This window comes from Bacillota bacterium (assembly GCA_012837285.1).
In the GTDB taxonomy this organism is placed as follows: Bacteria; Bacillota; DTU030; order DUMP01; family DUMP01; genus DUNI01.
In genome coordinates this window covers 1-21,414 of sequence record DURJ01000059.1, presented here as the reverse complement: position 1 = coordinate 21,414, position 21,414 = coordinate 1, and the positions used below count along the sequence as shown (strand labels likewise).

Sequence of the window (21,414 nt, the reverse complement as noted above, 5' to 3'; positions counted from 1 at the left end):
TTCGATGGCGTTTTCCAGTTCACGTACGTTGCCGGGCCAGTGATGTCGCCGAAGCAGCTCAAGTGCTTCGGCGCTAAGCTCCCTGGTACGGCGGCGCAGAAGGTTGGAATATTTATCGATAAAAAAGTGGCTTAGGAACAACAGGTCGCCTTCGCGCTGGCGCAAGGGCGGTATGGCAAGGGGAATGACATTGAGGCGGTAATAGAGATCGCTGCGAAAAGAGCCATTTTCGATCAGCTCTTCTAAATTGTGATGGGTGGCGGCGATAATGCGCACGTCGATGGGAATGGATTTGGTCCCGCCTACGCGCTCGATACAGCGCTCCTGCAGTACCCGCAGCAGCTTGGGCTGTAGGTGCAGGGGTAAGTCTCCGATCTCGTCCAGAAAGAGGCTGCCCTCTTGGGCCAGTTCGAATTTACCTATTTTACCGCCGCGCCGGGCACCGGTGAAGGCGCCGGGGTCGTAGCCGAACAGTTCGCTCTCTAACAGGCTTTCGGGGATGGAAGCACAGTTCACGGCCACAAAGGGGGTTTCGGCCCGGGGGCCGGCGCTGTGAATGGCCCGGGCAAACATTTCTTTGCCGGTACCGCTTTCTCCCCGGATAAGGACTGTGGACGGTGAGGCCGCCACTTTTTCGGCTAAGCCTTTGGCCCGGACCAGGGCGGTGGATTGCCCAATGATGTCGGCAAAGGTGATGGGGCTGTGGGAACTGGAGGAAATATGGTTCTCGCGCACTTCCCGGTTGCGCCGTTCTTCTTCTTGTAGTGCTTGGGTAAGCATTAGCTTGCTTTCTAACAGGCCGGCCATGCGGCTGAGGAAGTTGTGTAAGTGCTCTGACCGGTCTTTGAGCCGGCGGCGCTGGTCGGCGCTAAAAGCCACCACACCGATAACCCCCACCACTTGGCCTTGGCAGAAGATGGGTTGGCCTAAAGTAGCCAGCTCCTGGCAGCTATGGCGGCCTGCGCAGCGCCGGCAGAGCTCGCTGTCGCGGGAGTCTTCGATGTAGCCGGGCTCCCCGGTTTGCATGATTTCGTCGAACAGGGAGTCGCGGGCAGCGGAAGAAAAACGGGCCCCGGCGTAGAGGCCGGTGGCGCCCAGGCGCACATAGCGGCGGTCGATGATGCTTACGTCCAGTTCTAACACCGACGCGATGGCTTCGGCTACGTGTTGGACGGTATCTTCGATGGTGGCTAGCTCTAGCATGCCCTCGCCTCCTGCTGGTTGGGTTATGTTTATTATATCAGAGTTTCGCAGGAGTGAGAAAACAAATTAGTTTAAACGGGCGGGCGCCGCGGAGCGTGAGGATGGGCCCGCAACCGTTTTCGGTATGGAGAGACCGGCCCGTACCAGATGGTACGGTGCACAGGCATATGTAACACGTTTGAAGGGCAGGCGCGAAGTCCTGCCCTTTGTTTATAGCTGGTTTAGGGTGGCGGCGATGAAGTCGCGGAACAATGGATGGGGCCGGTTGGGTCGGGATTTTAGTTCGGGATGAAACTGGGTGCCTACGAACCAGGGATGGCCCTCAAGCTCGATGATTTCTACCAGGCGGCCGTCGGCGGATGTGCCGGCCACTTTAAACCCGGCCTCTTCCAGGAGCTGGCGGTAGTTGTTGTTCAGTTGGAAGCGGTGGCGATAGCGCTCTTCGATTTTAGGTTGCCCGTAAGCGGCGTAGGTCTTAGTGCCCGGTACCAGTTGGCAAAGGTGCTTACCCCGGCGCATGGTGTCTCCCTGAGTGGGAGCCGGTTCCGGCCCTTGGTACTGGTGCACAATGGGATCAGGTGTATCGGGATCGAGTTCGGTGCTGTGGGCCTGTTCTAATCCCAGCACCTGGCGGGTAAATTCCACCGCTGCCAACTGCATTCCCAGGCACAGCCCCAGGTAGGGAATGTCCCTCTCGCGAGCATAGCGGATAGCGTGCATTTTACCGGTGGTGCCGCGGTTGCCGAAGCCGCCGGGGACCACAATGCCATGGACACCGGCTAACAGCTTGTCCGGCTCTTCGGTCTCCAAATCCTCGGCACTGAGCCAGCGGATGTCCACGCCGACGTTGTTGGCGATGCTGGCGTGATTGAGGGCCTCCACCACCGACAGATAGGCATCGTGCAGGGCCACGTATTTCCCCACCAAAGCCACGGTAACCCGCCGAGGCGGATTGGTAGCCCGGTGTACCAGTTCTTGCCAAGACTGCAGTTCCCGTCCATTGCACTGAAGCTGCAGCCGCTCCACCACAATATCGTCCAGCCCTTCGGCAGCCATGGCCAGTGGTACCTCGTACAGGCAGGCCACGTCGGTGTTTTGAATGACGGCGCGCTTTTCGGTATCGCAAAACAGAGCTATTTTTGACCGAACACTGTCGGACAATGGTCGCTCGGTGCGACAGACGATAATGTCCGGCTGAATACCGATGCTCCGGAGCTCCTTGACACTGTGCTGGGTAGGTTTGGTCTTGAGCTCGCCGGCGGCTTTGATGTAGGGTACCAGGGTAACGTGAATATAAAGGACATCGTGGCGACCCACGTCGCTCTTTAACTGCCGGATCGCTTCCAGAAAGGGCAGGCTCTCGATGTCGCCCACGGTGCCGCCGATTTCGCAAATAATGACATCGGCACCGCTCTCGGCAGCGAGCAAGTGAAGGCGATCTTTGATCTCGTTGGTGATGTGAGGGATAACCTGCACAGTTCCGCCGAGAAAATCGCCGCGCCGCTCTTTGTCGATCACGGTGCCGTAAATCTGACCGGTTGTGACGTTGCTGAGGCGAGTAAGGCTTTGGTCGAGGAAGCGTTCGTAGTGACCAAGGTCCAGGTCACATTCGGCCCCGTCGTCCAAGACAAAGACCTCGCCGTGTTGGTAAGGGCTCATGGTGCCGGGATCCATATTAATGTAGGGATCGAATTTAAGCATAGATACTTTGACCCCTCGGCTCTTGAGCAGCCGTCCAAGAGAGGCGGCGGTGATACCTTTGCCCAGAGAAGAAACAACGCCGCCAGTTACAAAAACAAACTTTGCCACCCTGCTGTCCTCCTTTGAGTACTCTTGCGCCGGTCCAAAAAAAAAGCGCTGACGCAAGCACTAGAAAGCGCATGACTTCTTACAGGTAGTCTACCACTTCCCCATTCTACTTAAAGCCTACCATGGCTGTCAAGCCTTGGCTATAGGACATTGGCTAGACATGATCTAGGACAATGATACTGCCATGGGGCGGCAGATGGGTGGCACTGATCTGTACTGTGGTGGCCTGTAGGCGCTTGCCCCCACCCATAACGGTAAGAAAATCGTCCACGGCAGCGATGGGAAAACTGATCACCGGGGTTTTATAATGCATGGGGATAATTACATCGGGGTTGATGGCCTGGACTACTTCTTTGGCCTCCAGGGCATTGATGGTATAAAAGCCTCCCACCGGAACCAGGAGCACGTTGATAGGCCGCAGGGCCATGATCTGGCTGGCGCTCAGGGTATGACCGAGATCCCCCAGGTGGGTTACTCGCAGTCCGTCGGCCTCGATGGTGTAAACGATATTGTCGCCGCGTTTGGTGCCGTGAACGTCGTCGTGATAGGTGGCCAAGCCCTGGATAGTAAGACCTCGGACTTGATGCGGGCCGGGAGTGCGGATTAGATCGAAGTCGCCGGATAAGAGATCCACAGCGTTATGGTCGAAATGATCGTGGCTTACAGTGACTATGTCCGGACTGATACCAGGCAGGTTGTACCCTACTGTTTCGTCAAAAGGATCGGTTAGGATCCGCAAACCGCTTATGGTGGTAATTAAGAAACAGGCATGTCCGTACCACCTGATCTTCACAGACTGTCCCCCCTATTCGTGGTCTTCTCCTTCCTCTTCGTCCCACGGTTCGTCCTCGTCCTCTTCCAGGGGAAAGAACGGTTCTTCCACCGGAATTGAATCCTCGTCTCCTTCCTCCAGGCCGGTACCTACGGGCCGGGCCGATTTAGAGGGCCGGTCGTCCTGGTAGGTTTTTCCTAGAAGTGAAGTGGCTGGAATACTGGACCGCGTCGAACGCGGCTGCCATTCGGCCAAACCCCATTGACCTTTTCCCAGCGGCACAAAGCGGGCATCTAAGTTGAGGTTGGTGTAGAGGTTAGCTAAAACAGTGCCGCTAAGTTCGGTGCCAGGCTGTACTTTGTTCCAGCCGGAGTTTAACAAGTCCCGAAAGTGCATGGGTTTACGGGTCGATTTCAGCAGTAGGTGGCACTCAGCTAGGGTAAGCTGGGCCAGCTTGTTCTTGTCCTGGGTCACGTTTGTACCCACCTCCGCACCCTAGTATGTGTCAGACAGCAGGTTGGTCAACCACCTGGTGTTATTCTCCTTTTAGCACATTTTCCCTGCCAGGTCAAGAAGAAATAGTGGGGCGGATAGGCAACGTAACCTAAGCATTTAAAACAGGCGGCCCTCTGTGGCTGCCCGGTTACTTGAAGGATAGTACGATGGTTCGGTGGTCCGGCTGGCGGCAGGGACGAAGCCCTGTCCTTGCAACGCGATGCAGTAATAAGTCAGGGCGGCCACAGAGGGCCGCCCGAGAAAAAGATCAATATTGACTTGGTTTAGCTGCCGCTTTGCTCCTGGGCCATTTGTGCTTCCGGTACTCCGTCGTTCCAGAAGGCGTGCAGGAACTTGGTAACGACAAAGAACAGGGCCAAGGAGAGCGCCAGTACCAGCCAGCCGCTGGGCAGGAAGGAAGTGGTGATAAAACCGACTGTGGCCAGTGCGGCGGCCGTGACAGCATATGGCAGTTGGGTATTCACGTGATCCACGTGGTGGCAGGCGCCGCCGGTGGAAGACATGATGGTGGTATCGGAAATGGGTGAGCAATGATCGCCGAAGGTGCCACCGGACAACACGGCGGCCACGGACGGAATCAGGTAAGCGATGTCAACGGCCTGGGCCAACGGCACGGCAATGGGGATCATGATGGCAAAGGTGCCCCAGGAAGTGCCGGTGGAAAAGCCAATTAGAGCCGAGGCGAGGAATAGGGCTGCCGGTATGAACATGGCCGGAAGGCCCTTGGATACAACGCCGGCCACCCAGACACCGGTGCCCAGCTCCGAACAGATGGCTCCGATGCTCCAAGCTAGCGACAGCACCGACACCGCCATCACCATGGACTTAAACCCTTGGGTTACAGCGTTCATAGACTCCGAGACGGGTACTACCCGGCGGAAGTGGTAAAAGATCACCATGAAAATAATGGTGACGGTGGCTCCGTAAACTAACGCCGTGGCTGAGTCGGTATTCATAATGGCTTCCCAGAAACCGACTTCGCCGTAGCCGCCGGTAATCAGCATGGCTATGATGGTGCCCACCACCAGGGTAACAATAGGCAGGATCAGGTCGATGGGCTGGCTGTTTTCCGCCACTTCCATTTGGGCAAAGTCGTCGCCCGGAGGAGAGCCCATGGACTCGTCATATAAGATGCCTTTTTCCAGAGCCAGGCGCTCATGATGGGCCATGGGGCCGTATTCTAAATCGGCAAAGGAAGTGACCAGCACCATCCCTAGAATAAGCCAGGGATAAAGGTTGTAAGGAATGGTAGACATAAACGCCTGGAAGGGATTTAAGGTGATGCCGTACTGGCCGAATTCATGAACTAGAAGCGACATAACGTAGGCCACCCAAGTGGACAACGGTATCAAAATACACACCGGAGCAGCCGTGGAATCAATAATAAACGATAGCTTGGCTCGCGATACGCGATAGCGGTCGGTAATGGGCCGCATGATGGTGCCCACGGTTAGGCAGTTGAAATAGTCGTCCATAAAGATAATAACGCCCAGCACCCAAGTGGTAAACAGAGCACGGGGTCGGCTCTTTACTTTTTTCACTGCCCACTGGCTAAAGGAAATAGGACTGCCGGAACGAGCCAACAGGCCCACAATGCCACCCAGCAGCATTACAAAGAGAATAACGCGCACGTTCCATTCAGCATCGCCGATGGACTCGATCAGGATTTCCACTGATTTGGTAAAAGCGGTAGCCGGATTGCCGCCGGTTAGAATCAGGGCCCCGCAAAAGATACCCAGAGCCAACGAAATCAATACTTCCTTAGTGACAATAGCCAAGGTGATGGCTACGAAGGGCGGGACAATAGAAAGCCACCCTACAGTCTGTAAATCCATTAGAAACGCCCCTTTCGGACTTTTGTCTGTTTCCAGACCTTGGTCCCCTTTCGGACCTTAGTCTGCTTTCGGACCTCGGTATCTTAGTGTTCGGTAAGTCATGAGCCTGTCCGTTTTCGGCGTTTTGGATCTTGGGGTGGACATAAAAACACCCTCATCCCCCTCCTCTCCCCTTAATGGGATAGCTCTCCACCCGGTGATCCGGTCAATCCCCAGGTGACAGTTCTGCAGTTATTCACTGCAGCCCCAGCCGTGTCGCCAGCAGCCGGCGACCGACTTCGGCGGTGTGACCCCTTTCCCGGCAATTCATAGCTGCCCTGCTCCCTGCCGGTACTCATGATCTCCCGCAACCTCTACCCCATCCCGGGAAACACTACAGCCATTTCTGGGATGAGGTAATATATTAACTTTGGATGAATTGTATCATGCTTCGGGACTGTCGTCAAGGTTTAGAGAGAAAATTCAGGCCCAGGATTATCGGTACGGCACCGCCGACAAAAACCAGCGGGGAAATCCGCTCTCCCAAAAGAAGGGCTGATAGAGCCAACGATACCATGGGCTGTAGATACTGAAACGGAGCCACTTTGCTGGCTTCTACCTGGGATAGGGCCCAGTACCAACAGTAGTAGCCGCCCACGGAACAAAATACGCCCAAAAAGAGAACTGCCAACCAGCCGGTAGCCGACAGGGAAGTGACTTGGGTCCAGAGGCCGGCCGGCAGGGCCCAGGGATAAAACCAGACGGTGCCCAAGACGGTAACGTAAAAGGTGGTAATAAGAGGTGACAGCCGCCGCATCATTTCTCGGCCGCAGATGGAAAACAGGGCCCAAAAGAAGGCGTCCACCACCATAATCAGATCCCCTTGCAGGGTTTGGCTGCCAAAGCTGAACTGAAACGTGCCTCGGCTGATCACCACCGCCACCCCGAAGCTGGCCACCAAGATGCCCACCAGTTGGCGCCAGGTAAGCGGTTCTTTGAGCCAGAAGTTGGAGATAAGGACCACAAACAGGGGCGAAATAGCTATGATGAGGCCGGCGTTAGAGGCGGTGGTACGGGCCACGGCGCTGTATTGCAAGAGGAAATGGATGGTGACCCCCAGCCAAGCCAAACCGTTCAGCCGCAACAGATCGGGCCGCGAAGGCCAAGGAATAGCGGGCTCATCTTGCCGCCGCTGGACTAGCAGTACCACTGGAATGAAAAGCAGCGAGGCCACAGTGAAGCGAAGGGCAGCCAGGTTAAGAGGTGTCAGTTCCTCCAGGGCCAGCTTGGCCACGGGAAAGGATCCGCCCCAGACAGTAATAGAAAAGAGCAGCGCCAGTATTATTTTCACCGACATCAGCCACCCTCCTTTCCCTCGGGGCCAATTTCGGTCAGGGGTCAGGTGTTAACTAATCATACTGACTTTGGGCCGTTAGGATTCTAGTCGGTGGACTCGTACCGGCCCCCGATCGCCGGGTGCTCCCGCAGCAAATCGTCGTCAGTTAACAAGTGGCGGGCACCGGTCTCCGGGAGGCGCAAAGCAGTAAGGTAAGCTACAGCCACTGTTAGCAGACAGATGCTAAATCCGCGGCGAAACCCGGTGAGCGAATATAACGGCACGCCGGCCGCCACGGTGCCATCCCAGGTGGCATCCAGGACAAAGCCCACCAACGGCTGGAGGATGGCAGCGCCTAAGAAGGCGCCGGTGTTGACGGTGCCGGTGGCCAGGCCAGCAATGGCCGGTGGGTTCAGCTCTTTGGTGAGCACCATCACGGTCAGGTAGCCGCCGGTCCCCAAACCGGCCAGGAAAAAGACCGGTTTTAACAAGGGCAAGGAAATTTTCCCCGGCCACAGGACCAAGATGCTCCAAGCAATGAGCGGTAGGGCGCAAAAGGTAAGCAGGACCGGTTTGCGGCGCTGGAGTCGATCGGAAATCAGGCCGGATAGCGGCCCGGAAATGACGGTGCCCAGGCCGGCTAGTAAAGAGTAGGTGGAGGCTTGGGTTCGGCCTAAACCGTAAACTTGCATCAGGTAGGGTATGCCCCACATGGAGGTGAGGCTTTGGAGCGCTCCGTTAAAGCCCAAAGCAGCAACAAACAGCGGGATGAAATAGCGGTTGTGAAGCACCTGAGACAGCGCCTGCCGGAAAGGAACCGCTGTGGCTGGCTGGTTCACCGGCGGTTTGGCTCCGGCTTCATAGGCTTCCAGCTCAGCTATGGACGGTAACCCCAGGTTTTGAGGCTGATCTCGAACCAGCAACCAGCAGGCTAGGCCGCCAATTAATCCCAACACGGCCACCACCAAGAAAGAGTTGCGCCAGCCGATAGCGGCCACCAGGAAAGCTAACGGGGTGGCAGCCAAGATGGCCCCGGTGTTGCCCACGGTGGAAGTGAAGCCGGTGATGGTGGCAAACTCCTGCGGCCGGAACCAAAAGGTCTGGGCTTTTTGGACCGACACAAAAACCACCGACACGCCCAGTCCGGTAAGAAAACGGCCGGCAGTAGCTACGGCTAAGCTTTGAGCCAGGGCGAATACAGCCGCGCCCATGGCGGCCAGCAGCATCCCCGCGGTTACCGTCAGCCGCGGCCCGGTGGTATCGGCTAAGATACCGCTGGGAATCTGCATGGCGGTATAGACGTAAAAATAGACGGCACCCAGATTGCCCAGGGCCGCCGCCCCGAGATTGAATTCGGCCATGAGTTGGTCGGATACCACGGCCAACGATACCCGATGAAAAAAGACAATGGCAAAACAAAAGGCCAATACCGCCCAGACCAGCCAGCGGCGGCGCAGGAGGCGCTCAGTCTGCTGGGCTATATCATATTGGGATAAAGTCACGTAAAATTGCTCCTTTTTACTGGCATAAAAAGCCAACAGCGCTCTTTCTTATCTTTTATTCGACCTTAGGGCCGCGCTTCCTGCTGCATAACCTTCCCAGGGGAGGAAATACTATGAAAAAGCCGACTGGAAAGGATATGAAGTGTGGGTAAACGAGCCAAGCGAAGCTGGATCTTAGTACCGGAAATTGGGCTGGGACTTACGCTGCTTTTGATCCTGGCTGTAGGCATATATGTGCTGGTAACACCGCTTCCGGCAGCGGCAGTGCCGCTGGCCAGCCAACTGTTCGATGTGCAGGGGCGGCCCATCGCCAAATTCTATACTCAAAACCGGGTGGAGGTGCCGCTGTCGGAGATAGCGGTGGCGGCGCAAAATGCCATTGTGGCCGTGGAGGATTACCGGTTCTTTGAGCATTTTGGCTTGGATCCGGTGGCTGTAGCCCGGGCCTTGATACGAAATATCCAGGCCAAAGAGGTGGTGGAAGGCGGCAGCACTATCACCCAGCAGTTAGCCAAGAATCTGTATCTGACGCCGGAACGGACGCTACAACGTAAGCTGAAGGAACTGATTTTGACTTTTAAGTTGGAGGCGCGCTATTCGAAAGAGCAGATTTTACGCTCGTATTTAAATACGATTGATTTTGGCCATGGGGCCTACGGGATCGAAGTGGCGGCCCAGACTTATTTCGGTAAGTATGCCCGCGATCTTACCTTGGCTGAAGCTGCCTTGCTGGCCGGATTGCCCCGGAGCCCGGGCCTCTATTCGCCTTATATCGACCCGTCGGCGGCGCTGGCCCGGCGGGAAACAGTGCTCCAGGCCATGGCGCTCCGCGGATACATTAGTGCTGAGGAGGCGGAGCAAGCTGCCAAAGAACCGCTTCGGCTCGCCGGACTAAAGCGCGGCCCTGGCCGCGCTCCCTATTTTGTGGACTATGTTTTTCGTGAACTGGAACAGCGCTACAGCCGGGATCTGCTGCACAAGGGTGGACTGAAGATTTATACTACTATGGATCTTAAGGTGCAGGAAGCGGCCGAGCAGGCTTTTTTGCAGGGGCTGCCGGTGTCATTTAAGGACAATAAGGGGGTGACCCAGCCGCAGGGAGCCCTGGTGGCGCTGGATCCGGAACAAGGGACCATACTGGCCATGATCGGCGGGCGGGATTTTACTGAATCCCCGCTCAATCGCGCCTTGGCCCCGCGGCAGCCCGGGTCGGCTTTTAAGCCGTTTGTGTACTTGGCAGCGCTGGAAAACGGCTATACCGCTGCCAGTACTATTGTCTGTGAGCCCATCTCGCTGCCGGTGCCGGGGCAAATGCCGTGGACCCCCACTGATTATGGGGATGAGGACTACCACTATCGCCCGCTGACGCTGCGGGAAGCCCTGGTGATCTCGGACAATGTGGTTTCCGCTCGGTTGAATTATGAACTGGGTCCGGCCAAGGGTGTGGCGGTGGCTCATGATTTGGGCCTTTCCGGGCGGCTGACGCCTCATTTGTCGTCGGTACTGGGGACCAACGAGGTAACCCCGCTGGATATGGCGGCTGCTTTTGCTCCGTTTGCCAATGGGGGGAAAAGAGTTGAGCCCTGGGCAATTCGCCGGGTGGAAGATCGGTTTGGCCGGCTAATGGAAGAACACAAGCCGCAGATGCAGGCAGTGGCTGATAGCAGAACCATCTACGTATTGACTAGTATTTTGCAGGGGGTAACCCAGCCTGGCGGCACCGCCAGTGTGGTGGGGCGGACGCTGGATCGGCCAGCAGCGGGAAAAACCGGCACCAGCCAGGGAAATGCCTGGTTTGTAGGCTATACGCCGGAGTTGGTGGCGGCTGTTTATGTGGGCAACGATGTCCCGGCCCAGGATGTGTACGGTACCGGCGGCGGTCTGGCTGCGCCTATTTTTGCCAACTTTATCAAGGAAGCCCTGGCCGGCAAACCGGCGCGGGAATTTGCCCGGCCCAAGGGGATTGTGGAGCTAGATGTATGCAGTGAGTCGGGGCTCTTGGCCACGCGTTGGTGTCCGCCCGAGAGTGTATATAAGGAAATCTTTGTGCAGGGAACCCAGCCCTGGCAGCCGTGCACTGTGCACACGCCTTGGAGCAGTTGGCAGCTAAGCTGGCCCTTTGGGAATTCCAACCAGGGCGATATGCTGCCGCCGGAGGCCCATCAACAGCCAAGCCCGGGGCAGGCTGGGCCCACCGAGCTGCCGGAAAGGCCGGGCTCCGAGGTCCCGGCACCGGAAACATCGCCTCAGCCTTCTCGTCCGGCTCCGGCTCCAACTCCGGAGGAGTCTTCCGGCTCCCCTCCCACCCCGGCTCAGGCCCAAGCCGGACCAGCCAGTAATACGCCGTCCGTTTCAGCTCCAGAGCCAGTGGAAACACCACCGGCAGCAGCCGGGGCCGAACCCTAACCGACAACTTTTGCTTTTTTCCTCCTGTTACCAGTGCTGTCAGATACTGCGTTAAATACCAAAGCGCCGTCTACCGGCGCTTTATTTTTTTCTCTGGACAGACCTGCGTCCCTGCAGCGAAGTGACAGCTGCGGCCCGGCCAAGATATAATGGGCCTGCTTGGGGAAAAGTGTGCCTTCTTAGAGACAAAAGACAAGGCAACAACTGAGGAGGAGAAACTGTGCGACGAATTGGTACTGTGTTCTTAGTTCTGTTTTTGCTGGTGGCCGCTGCACTCCCGGCCCAAGCAGCCCGAAGAACAATAGCCTTGGGCGATCTGGGAGACGATGTGGCCGAGTTGCAGGCAATTTTGGCTCGGTTGGGATTTAGTCCTGGGCCGGTGGACGGTGATTTTGGTTATCGGACTGCGGAGGCGGTGCAGCAGTTTCAGGCCCGCCAGCAACTGGCAGTGGACGGTATTGTGGGCCCGGCCACCTGGCGGGCGTTGGATCAGGCCTTGGCGGATCCGTCCCAGCCTGCGGCTACAAACCGGTCCGGGGCGTCGTTCGTACGGTACATAGTCCAGCCCGGGGATACTCTGTATCTTATCGCCCGGCGCTATGGCATGGGTATGGAAGAAATTGTTGGAGCCAATGCCCTCCCCCGCCCGGATCTTATTTATCCCGGGCAGGCGCTGGCAATTCCGCGCTCCTTCCCGTCGGCTCCGCCGGTGGATCCGGTACCGGCACCGACGCCGAAGCCAACTCCCGGCGGACAAGCTTTCGATGTGGTGGGCTACTATGTGGAGTACTACAGCGGCGACGATCTGTCGTGGAATTCGTTTAAGGCCTACCAAGATACTATCTCTACTGTAGCTGCTTTTTCTTATGAGATCAACTGGGACGGCTCCGTGAGCGGACAAGCCTATCAGGGCCTGCTTAAAGAAGCGAAAGCTGCCGGCAAACCGGTACTGGCTCTGGTCCACAATATCAGTGCCGGCGGCGGCTTCGATCGGAATCTGGTCCAGGCCGTGTTGTCTAACCCGTCCCTGCGGCAGACTGCTGTGGTCAACATTGCCCGGACAGTGCGGGATAATGGCTATGCCGGTGTTAATGTCGACTTTGAAGACGTGCCCACTTACAACCGCGACTTGTACACCGCCTTTGTCCGGGAATTGGCCGCTGTACTGCAAAAAGACGGCTATCAGGTAACGCTGTCGGTGCCGGCCAAAACCTGGGACGACCCCAACAACGCCTGGTCCGGCGCCTTCGACTACCAGGCGTTGGGTAAGATAGCCGACGCCATCATGATCATGACCTACGACGAGCATTGGAGCGGCGGTTCAGCCGGTCCGGTGGCGTCCATAGGCTGGGTAAAACAGGTGGTGGAGTATGCCACTAAAGAAATCCCGGCCGAGAAAATCCGCCTGGGCATCGCCGCCTACGGCTATGATTGGCCGGCCGGTGGCTACGGCGGACGAGCCGTCACCAGCAGCGAGGCCGTGTCCATCGCCCAGCGGTACGGAGCCGCCATCCAGTGGGATGATGCCGCTCAGTGCCCATACTTCACCTACTGGCCCGGCAACTACGCCCGCGAAGTCTGGTTCGAAAACCCCTCCAGCACCGCGGCTAAATTGGACCTGGCCGCCCAGTACAACCTGGGAGGAATCGCCATCTGGCGCCTGGGCTTCGAAGACCCCGGCATTTGGAAAGTGATCGCTGACAAGTTTTAACAGGTGACAGTCACCTGGAAGATTCCGCCAAACACACTACTTAAGGGATAAGCCTGCCTGGCCTATCCCTTTATTAATTGGTGAATAGCCGCACTCGACTTATCCAACCAGTTTACATATTTGAGTTAGTTGGCCAACAACGGTTGTAAACTGCTCTTTTTGCAGCGGCGTATAGTGAGCCAAAGAATTGCGTGCCAGGCGCAAGCAGTTTACGCGTTCCCCAAAACTGCGCCGATCCCGCCACCTCCGTGGCGCATTAATCTTAGCATCCTTAAGGAAATCAACGATGGTTCCGTATTCGGCAATTGGCTCACCAGAATGCGGAGAAAGACTTCGTTCCCACCCATTTTCATTTGCATAATTACAAAACTTGCGCCAATCATGGGAACTGCGATCGAGAAAACGGCAAATTTGGAGCCTACGTCCATCCAGGATAGGAAGTAGTGCTTTAGCTTGCCCACGCCAGATCCGGTGCTCCAGCGCTAATTCATCCTGTAACAAGGCTAAGGCAGCCGAATGCATAACAACACCTTCATCCACATCCCACTCAATGATGCCCTGTTGCCACATCGGGCGCAAGTTGAAGGGAGGGTCAGGGCGCTGCAAATCCAGCCTGGTGGGAAGTGCGCCAATTTCTGTCTTAGTATCTTGTAGCCACTCATGTGACCATCCTCTCTGCTCAGCAAAAGTACCAAGTACATTCAGATAATTATCCAGGGTCACGTTGCCATTATCTATTAACCATATTAGCAACTCCGGATCGCAACCAGCCAGTTCCACCAGCACTGACTGAACCCACAAAAGGCTTTCATAACTGAAACCTCGTTCCAAGGCAATAGCCCGTGCGATTAATTGCAACTCTTGTGTTGATAGATAGCCCCACAACCAATGAACCCCTAGGTAGACGTCTGTTTTGATAAGCTGCACTAGTTCATGGTTGGATGTCAAAATAAGTAAGGCTCTGGGGTAATATCCCAATGTCTCACTAGCCTTCGCGGCTTGTGACCACTCGTCAATAAATCGAACCCAGAGTCTTGCCTGGTCATCGTCTAGAAAATCCAGCCCTTCGAGAAGGATAAAATCCGGCAACTCTTGACTAACAATCAACTGCCCGGCCGGAACTGGCTGCCCTGGCGTAGTATTAATGCGGTATTGTTTGGCAATGCAGGAGCCGGGCAAGGTTCTATCCGGTACAACCCTTAACACATGGCCGTGCAGGCCCTGCCGTGCACAATCATTGATAATTGACTCTACAAATGGTTCCTGCGCTACCGTCCGGGGGAATAACCATACTATGCTTCGCCCAGCGACAAGATCGCGAACAATCTCAAGCCGGCGTCGCCTGGGCTCCGGCAAGTCATAGGCTCTGGCTAATATTTCGTTTCTCAATCCAGCGCCACCGCCTCTGCCAATACCGGATTTGCTACGAGGCCTTGTACTCCTTCTTTTAATAGACTGAGACGCTGTAAAGCGCATATTGAACTTATTGTTTCTTCAATTGGCAACTGCAGCAGATTCTTATTCCCGCTGGCTTGAATTAAATGGGGAATTTCATTCCATTTTACTGGTTCCAGGTCATGTACCAACTTAAACAGTATTCTACCATGTATTATCTGCTTGATTGCTGTTGCATCGACAAACTTGGTACGTGTCTCTTGAATGTCTTTAGCCAGCATTTCCTTCAGCCTTAAGGCTGCAGATGCAGGATTGGAATCCCCTAGCTGCTTACTGTGTTGAAGAAGTTTCCAAAACCGTTCCAGTAAGAAAGGCCAACCGCCGGTAGCTTCCATTACAGCCGAAATCACTTGTGGACTGCCAACTAAATCTGAGTCGCTGAGGAACCTACCCACCATTTCTTCTTTCCACAAATCTAGGAAGATAGCATCGGCCAGTGTTTCTGCTTTTTCCCGTTTAGGTTTTGGCAATTGGACCCACCGTTCGGTGGACTCAGGGTCAAAAAGAATTAACCAGCGCACAGAACGATTACGGCGACAGTATTTATTCAACACGATCTCCGCATCCTGCATAACTTGTGGCAAATCAACAGAACTAAGAGCCAGACTTGTTGCATGGCAGTACACTATTGTACGTTCTCGACCTTTCTTTTGGGCTAAGCGGCGTAGGTAATTGCAGACTTGTTCCGAAGAAGAACACTGGGGTGGCATTTTCTGCAATATGCTGGTGTTCTTACTTGCTCCAGAATCGAACATTAACTTTAACGTGCGTGGCACATGGTTTAAACCCAAAGCAGGGCTGCCAAAAATCAATCCTATGCCACGGCCTGCTTTCATCAGATCCCCGGCCTGTTTTGTGGTAAAGGGGCTTCTAATACCACGTTGTTCGTCAATAAGGGAACGGAAATGCTGTACATCAAACTCCATCGGGGCTGGGCCTGTTACAACTTCCACCAGGAGCCGATCTATTTCTTGTTCTGAACCGAGTGCCCGGACAACGTTACCGTTTCTCAGCCGGTAGGTGCCACCTTGCCTTTTTACCAGTACACCTAGATCTACCAGCTCTTCCAGGAGAGATTGGCTCTGTTCCAGGGGTGCCTCTCCAAAACCCTCCTGCCACCAGCTCTTAACTAAGTTATGAATCTCGGTAGTAGTAAACTCCCGCCTGTAGCCATCGCGCTCTTTTGTTTGCTCTACGATCATGGCATAGACTATCGCCTGGTAGCGCGCGTCGAGAGCCACGGTCCACTCGAATCGTTCCCGCATAACGTGCCGCACGTCTTCGCGTCTATACACTGCTTCCACATCTTGCGGCGTGATCTCATAAGGCGGTTCGTACTGGGAGTTGCGAACCATCTTAATCAGTTCTTGACAGAATAACTGGATCAAAGCAGGGTGATAGTTTGTATAGCAAAGTATTTTTAAAACTGCCTCATTGTGCTCTTTCTTATCGAAAACGAAGCCAAGGGAGCTCATAGGGTGTTGAATTAAGTCCCGAGCCGCCCGCGGCTCTAACGGCCCTACCACCGAGGGTTGGCCAAGCTGGGCAAATGGGTGGTTTGCTAGTGAACAATAGCGTTGAACACTGTGTAGGCCACAGAAGACTACCTTGAAGCGCCGGTCTGTCCGATCCATGATTCGCTTTAAAAGCTGGACTTCCTGAAAATTGACCTTGGCATCTGCGGCCATGAAGTTGTCTGCCTCATCCAAGAGAACAATGATTCGCAACTTGTCATTAGATTTTAGAGTGTTGATTATGCTTTGGGCTAAATTCTCACAATCAGAAGAAGTACTGCTGGGCAACAAAGCCTGTCTTATTAGCCACTCACGTAATCGCTGCCAAATTGATTCTGGCGTTAGAAACCCTTGGGGATCACCTAATGGTTTGATGTCATCATAGTACACATAGACCCCTTGCTCCGGGCGATGAAAATCACGTTCAACCATGCGTAGCAGCACCGACTTGCCTAGCTGTCGACCACCGTAAACAATACAGGTACCACGGGGATCGGCCAGTTCTTGAACCATTTGCTGCCGCCCCTTAAAAATCTCCCTGGGGATTATACCGAAGGAGCGGTACGGAATGGCGTATCCCCAAGCAACTCCACAACTGATAGCTGCCGGTAAACGAGACTCTCTTTGCGATGCTAGATAATAAAGAAGCACTTCATCTACAAGCATCGCCGTCAAGTTATGAGATTGACAGTATACGCTCCATTCTCGGTGCTGTGTTGGGGTAATCCGTCCCAGGTACATAACAATGGGACAGTTAGCAATAACCGAATACTGCTGCAGGGTTTGGTCAATGGTGGCAGCACTGGGGCGACTGTAGATAAGTACCACATCATAATGGTTGTTCCTATCCGAGCCAAACTCCGGTAACGGAGATAATGTGCCAGCAACCATGGTGGCAGAGAAGTGCATGGAATTTCTATCCTGAGCAATAAGTTTGACTTCAGGGTTTCGAAAACCAACATAATCAAGAACACAGGTTAGTTCTTTAAGTGTTTTCTGCTGATTCTTGCGGCCCCTACCCAACCGCTTAAGGTTATTCCAGGCCTCTATGGCCGGCCGGATATCTCGTCGTCTAGCGCCAGTGGTCCGGCGCATATCTAATCCGGCTGCAGATTCGCCCCGATCAAGTAGGTTGAGAACGGCGTAGGGGTTGTTCTTTTCGGCATCTTCGAGAGCGTTGTATAGATTATTGAACACGTGGCTGAATTCCTTGACTGTGCTGATTGTGGCCGGGTATCCCTCAAACCCCACATCAATACCCAATGCTACCGCCCGCTCAGCGTAGTCAAGATACTCATCGGCTAATGGCAGGTCGCCGCTGTCCAAAGCTTGTCCTGCAAGTTTCGCATACCGATCAGCAGCCTCGTAATTCTTGATATCACTGCTTTCTACCCTAAGATCATCCTTTAAAGTATCAATCCGTTCCCCTAAAGAGGCTAGTCGTTCCTGCCTTAGTTCATCTAACTCCTGTACGATTTGATCCAGCTCATCAAACAACTTGTATGTCTTTAGCGTTGAGCTGTCCTCAATTGATAATAACCGACCACTAAAAAATGAGCGGTCTGCTTCCGATAAAACATGGTCAATGGTAGCCTGTTCAATGCGATTATAAGTATCGGTAATACGTTCCTTTAGTAAGTAGCGTGCTTCGGTAAGCCTGTGTTCTTTTTCTTCAGAAATCTGCTGTACAGCTGGAGAATTGGCCTGTGTTAGTTCTATCAAGACAAGGTCGGCAGCTAGAAAGTTGCGGTTTTGAATATGGCAGCTGCAAGTCTTTTCCCAACGGTATTCGCCCGGCAGTATCTTCCATAGGGGCTCGTCGGGTTGGAAAGGCTGTTCCAAGTTGTGCATCCCATCATCGTCTAAGGGCGGGTCATCCAAAAGTAGTAATGGCCGACGTAGTACACGGATCCAGTCCCCTTTGTTTGAAGACCCTTCCGATTCGGGTATTCTTGCATTGATGCCTTTCAAGAAATTGTTTAGCCACCATCTTGTTACCTGTCTTAGTATACTCTCAATCAACTCCGATCCCATCTCGGTTGTTATCGGTTCAGCAGTATACGACGAAGACTGTTCTTGGATAAATTTCTCGTATGAAGCCAGTTGCTCACGCAGCTTCATGGCAGTAAGATAACGCCAGTCTCCCTTTTGCTCTAAAGTATTACCAATGTTCACTGCCGCAACCCAATTCTCGAAAATGGTCTGTAGATCTTGTAACTTGTGAATAATTTGTTCCAAAGGCTTACCGTCAATAGTTGGAACATAGGCGCGATTATCATAGGCAATTCTGGTTTCTTCTTCCACCAGCTTGTTCATGGCACGTCGGCTGGAAAGCCAGTTCGTTAGGGTTGTCTGGACAATGTCAGCCTCATCGTTTTTGTTGTCCTTCACAATCTCTAGGGCACTTGCTATCCTGCTATCCTTGCCCCCTAGTCTACCTAATACTTTCCGTGCTGGGGTATAGCCAGGGCGACTACCTGTCACCTCTTTTTCCCAGTCAATGGCATTCTGGGCAGCTGCAGTTGCCAGGTTTCCCCATTCAAGGGCTCCGTTGGATATTTGGGCATGATAAGAATCCAAAGACTCCCCCACGGCAGCAAATTCAATCACAGCATTCAAAAGCTGTACGAACCTGTCGGATGGATCTGCCAAATGACCGACCGCGTCTTGGAGCCAAGAGTGAGCGCCGGTTTGTGGGGCCAGCAGGGCAGCTGGCAGCGCTGTAATCGCTATATAATGGGCTAAGGAACGAGATGAAATATTCAAATGGAGCAATAGTTCCGAACATGGTTGGGGGTGGCAACTTACAATATTATAAAGCAGGTCAATCTCTTCTGAGCTCTTCCAGGTTGCGTTCTGGCTCAGGAAACTAGCTAGCAGTAACCAGGAAGGGAAAACAGGGTTAGTATCTTCTTCCGCAGTAGTATCTTCTACCTCCCGGGCTAACCAATATGCCTCTGCAACTTGGGCCCGTCCCAAGCACTTCCAAACAGCCTGCTTCATTTGGACCACATGGGTTGGGGGCGCCGGGTCTGTCTTCGCAGAAATTACTGTCGGGGAAACTTCTTTTTTGACCGACGGACTCGGGTCGGTTGTAATTTCCTCGTCAGGTTTGATCGTTTCCACCACTTCGGGCCCTGTTGGTGGTAGAGCATCGGATTTATCGGATTGGAGTTCATCTTGTCCACCAATTTCATCGACTGGTGGGATATCTTCTTTAGGTTCTTCGAGCGGCGTTATTCTTAATAAATGGTCTTCTGCCAGGTCTGGAAGTGGCTTTTCAGGGTCACTCATATCGGCATCTGTCTCCAAGCACGATAGGATTATGTTAGTATAGTCCTTTATCTTATCCCATAAGATGTCAGTCTTGCTCCAAGCCTCCTTCTGTTCTGCAGCTGAAGATGCTTGGACAGAACGTAGTTCCAGCGCCTGTTGTGCTAACGGGCGCAGCATTTGTAGACTCTCTTTTACCGATTGATGGTGTTTCTGCTGAATATGGCGATAGCTTTCGGCCTCCAAAGGGATCTCCTGGACAAATGCGATTTCCGAACGTTGCTCCGGGCTAAGCTCGGAAAGTAACTCAACTACATCTTGGATAAACCGCTCCGCGGCATCAGCAGTCTCTTTGTAGTTCGCCCAAGCATCTATAACTTCTTCAAGAACAAGTTCAAATTCTTCTATATTGATCGATGCTGAACCTTCTTTGATACAGCTTGCTACCATTTGCAGTATGGATATGGGTTCAATATCAGCCTTACTTTTGTTATGCTTTTTAGCCGCTACCGGTTTTGGCCTTCTGGTCTTTTTATCCCGAACTGGAACACTCACATCAGGAACAACGGCTGGAGATTTTCTCTTGATTCTCTTGATGCCACTTACATCATTAAGGTGTGCCTTGGCATCTTCAACTTCAGCAACATTTATGAAATCAAATCCGATGCTAATCCGTTCCTTATCGCCGCAAACAACCAACGACAGGGCAACCGGTGCCAAGCCATATTCTTCAATCAATTTTTTGGCCATCGGTCGAAGACTGTCGGCTGCAATCACACCTAGAGACTTGATTTCTTCAGGTTGAACACTCAAAAGCGCATCGGATGTCTTTGCTCTAGATTCTTCCGCCAACCAAACCTTCAGTAGCCGTTGCCGTAAAGTCTCACGTTTTAATTGACTTAAGTCACGACCTAGTTGAGGCATCACCCTATACAGCACCAGAACGATATCCTCTAGACTCATCTGCTTTGTGTACCACTCAACAAACTCGTCAAAATTGCGGACAGACACAACAAATACCCCCCTCCTTTACCTGTCAGAGGTTCTTGCCAAGCCATGACTATGATACTATTTGATCATTCTATCTCTTGAAGTTCTCCTAGCTCAAGATTATATAATCCGTATCTGCTTTCACCAGGTATGCCCACGATTGAATCTATTAGATGTTATAGAAGTAAGATATTCTGTCTGTTTTCTGCTGTCTACAAAGCATAGGAATTTTAGGCGACGTTTCAAAAGTATTATCTACTATTCTAAAACTACGCCCGAGTAATTTCTCTAGATGTAGTTCCGGATTGGCAATGGTTGCTGAGGCGGTGATATGCTTGGGAAACGTATCAAGAAATGACATTGCATGTTGAATTCGTCTGAACAGAAACGCGGAATTACTACCAACTACCAACTACCAACCACCATCCCCCCACTTTCCTTTTGCAAGTTAGTACTCCAAAAAATTAACCAAATACCTTATGTCCCGCTCTTGTCCAAATATTTGCAGCCAGATTGTTTAGTTCGATCACTAGGACAACTTTTGCTCTGCTTTGTAAGCTTCATAGCCATGAAGATATGGATAATTAAAAACTGTTGACCTTGTCATTCTTAATTAATATTCTTCAAACTATGACCATTTCCTTCCTTTGCTTCCTTATTCTAATATGAATGCCTTGACACAGTAGAAGAGTAAGAAGTTTTAACAGGTGACAGTCACCTGGAAGATGTAAGAAGGCGCGGGGTGGGCAGACTTCCAGCGCCTTCTTTTCTTTTCCTCCCGGGAACAAATAATGAACCTTTTTACGGTAATCCGAAAACCTTTATTGATGGTCCATGTTTTTAAGGCTGTCAATACTGTTATACCCCTTAAGGAATGGTATAATAGTTGCAAGAGGGACCATTGTTTGAGGAAGTTCTCATAGGGATGTGAATACGATCAACATTGAAGAAATAAGGAGCTTAATAAGAAACAATGATAAAACACCCCCTTTTCTAACTCTTTTGCTCTTATTATTACCTTCTGTGACGGTTTTGGCAAGCCCGGCATGTGTAGCAGAAACGCCTGCCCCTGGGGAATTAGCCCTTGGGGGTAGGCGTTATTTGTTTCCTATT

11 protein-coding genes are annotated in these 21,414 nt (G+C 53.1%); 2 read left to right on the top strand and 9 right to left on the bottom strand.

Annotated elements, in window-relative coordinates:
- The 7 genes from GX016_03520 to GX016_03490 form a co-directional block, all read right to left on the bottom strand.
- A partial coding sequence (locus GX016_03520; GenBank protein ID HHT70635.1) for a sigma 54-interacting transcriptional regulator occupies positions 1-1,203 on the bottom strand: 1,203 nt, incomplete at its 3' end.
- A gap of 210 nt (positions 1,204-1,413) precedes the next feature.
- Positions 1,414-3,012 (bottom strand): CTP synthase, encoded by a 1,599-nt coding sequence (locus tag GX016_03515; GenBank protein ID HHT70634.1) that lies wholly within the window; start codon positions 3,010-3,012, stop codon positions 1,414-1,416.
- Positions 3,013-3,166: 154 nt separating this feature from the next.
- Positions 3,167-3,805 (bottom strand): MBL fold metallo-hydrolase, encoded by a 639-nt coding sequence (locus tag GX016_03510; GenBank protein ID HHT70633.1) that lies wholly within the window; start codon positions 3,803-3,805, stop codon positions 3,167-3,169.
- A gap of 12 nt (positions 3,806-3,817) precedes the next feature.
- Positions 3,818-4,258 carry a DNA-directed RNA polymerase subunit delta gene (rpoE, locus tag GX016_03505; GenBank protein ID HHT70632.1) on the bottom strand — a complete coding sequence of 147 codons (441 nt, stop codon included), beginning with the start codon at positions 4,256-4,258 and terminating at the stop codon, positions 3,818-3,820.
- 305 nt (positions 4,259-4,563) lie between these two features.
- Positions 4,564-6,135 (bottom strand): Na+/H+ antiporter NhaC family protein, encoded by a 1,572-nt coding sequence (locus GX016_03500; GenBank protein HHT70631.1) that lies wholly within the window; start codon positions 6,133-6,135, stop codon positions 4,564-4,566.
- Between the two features lie 442 nt (positions 6,136-6,577).
- Positions 6,578-7,471, bottom strand: a complete 894-nt coding sequence (locus tag GX016_03495; GenBank protein ID HHT70630.1) for a DMT family transporter — start codon at positions 7,469-7,471, stop codon at positions 6,578-6,580.
- An 83-nt stretch (positions 7,472-7,554) separates the two neighbouring features.
- A complete protein-coding gene (locus GX016_03490) occupies positions 7,555-8,952 on the bottom strand; it encodes an MFS transporter (GenBank protein ID HHT70629.1) in 1,398 nt (465 codons plus the stop codon).
- Between the two features lie 144 nt (positions 8,953-9,096).
- Between GX016_03490 and GX016_03485 the strand changes: the two genes are divergently transcribed.
- Both GX016_03485 and GX016_03480 read left to right on the top strand, forming a co-directional pair.
- A complete protein-coding gene (locus GX016_03485) occupies positions 9,097-11,358 on the top strand; it encodes a PBP1A family penicillin-binding protein (protein HHT70628.1) in 2,262 nt (753 codons plus the stop codon).
- Between the two features lie 220 nt (positions 11,359-11,578).
- Positions 11,579-13,069 (top strand): LysM peptidoglycan-binding domain-containing protein, encoded by a 1,491-nt coding sequence (locus tag GX016_03480; protein ID HHT70627.1) that lies wholly within the window; start codon positions 11,579-11,581, stop codon positions 13,067-13,069.
- Between the two features lie 99 nt (positions 13,070-13,168).
- Here the strand turns inward: GX016_03480 and GX016_03475 are convergent, their stop codons facing one another.
- Entirely contained in the window at positions 13,169-14,458 is a 1,290-nt protein-coding gene (locus GX016_03475) for a hypothetical protein (GenBank protein HHT70626.1), read from the bottom strand.
- A complete protein-coding gene (locus GX016_03470) occupies positions 14,455-20,322 on the bottom strand; it encodes an ATP-binding protein (protein ID HHT70625.1) in 5,868 nt (1,955 codons plus the stop codon). Before GX016_03470 ends, GX016_03475 begins: the two co-directional genes overlap by 4 nt.
- Positions 20,323-21,414 lie beyond the last annotated feature (1,092 nt).

What these genes read in the sequence shown, in the direction of transcription:
- GX016_03500 (HHT70631.1), bottom strand. Translation starts at nt 6,135, where the DNA reads ATGGATTTACAGACTGTAGGGTGGCTTTCTATTGTCCCGCCCTTCGTA.
- GX016_03495 (HHT70630.1), bottom strand. Translation starts at nt 7,471, where the DNA reads ATGTCGGTGAAAATAATACTGGCGCTGCTCTTTTCTATTACTGTCTGG.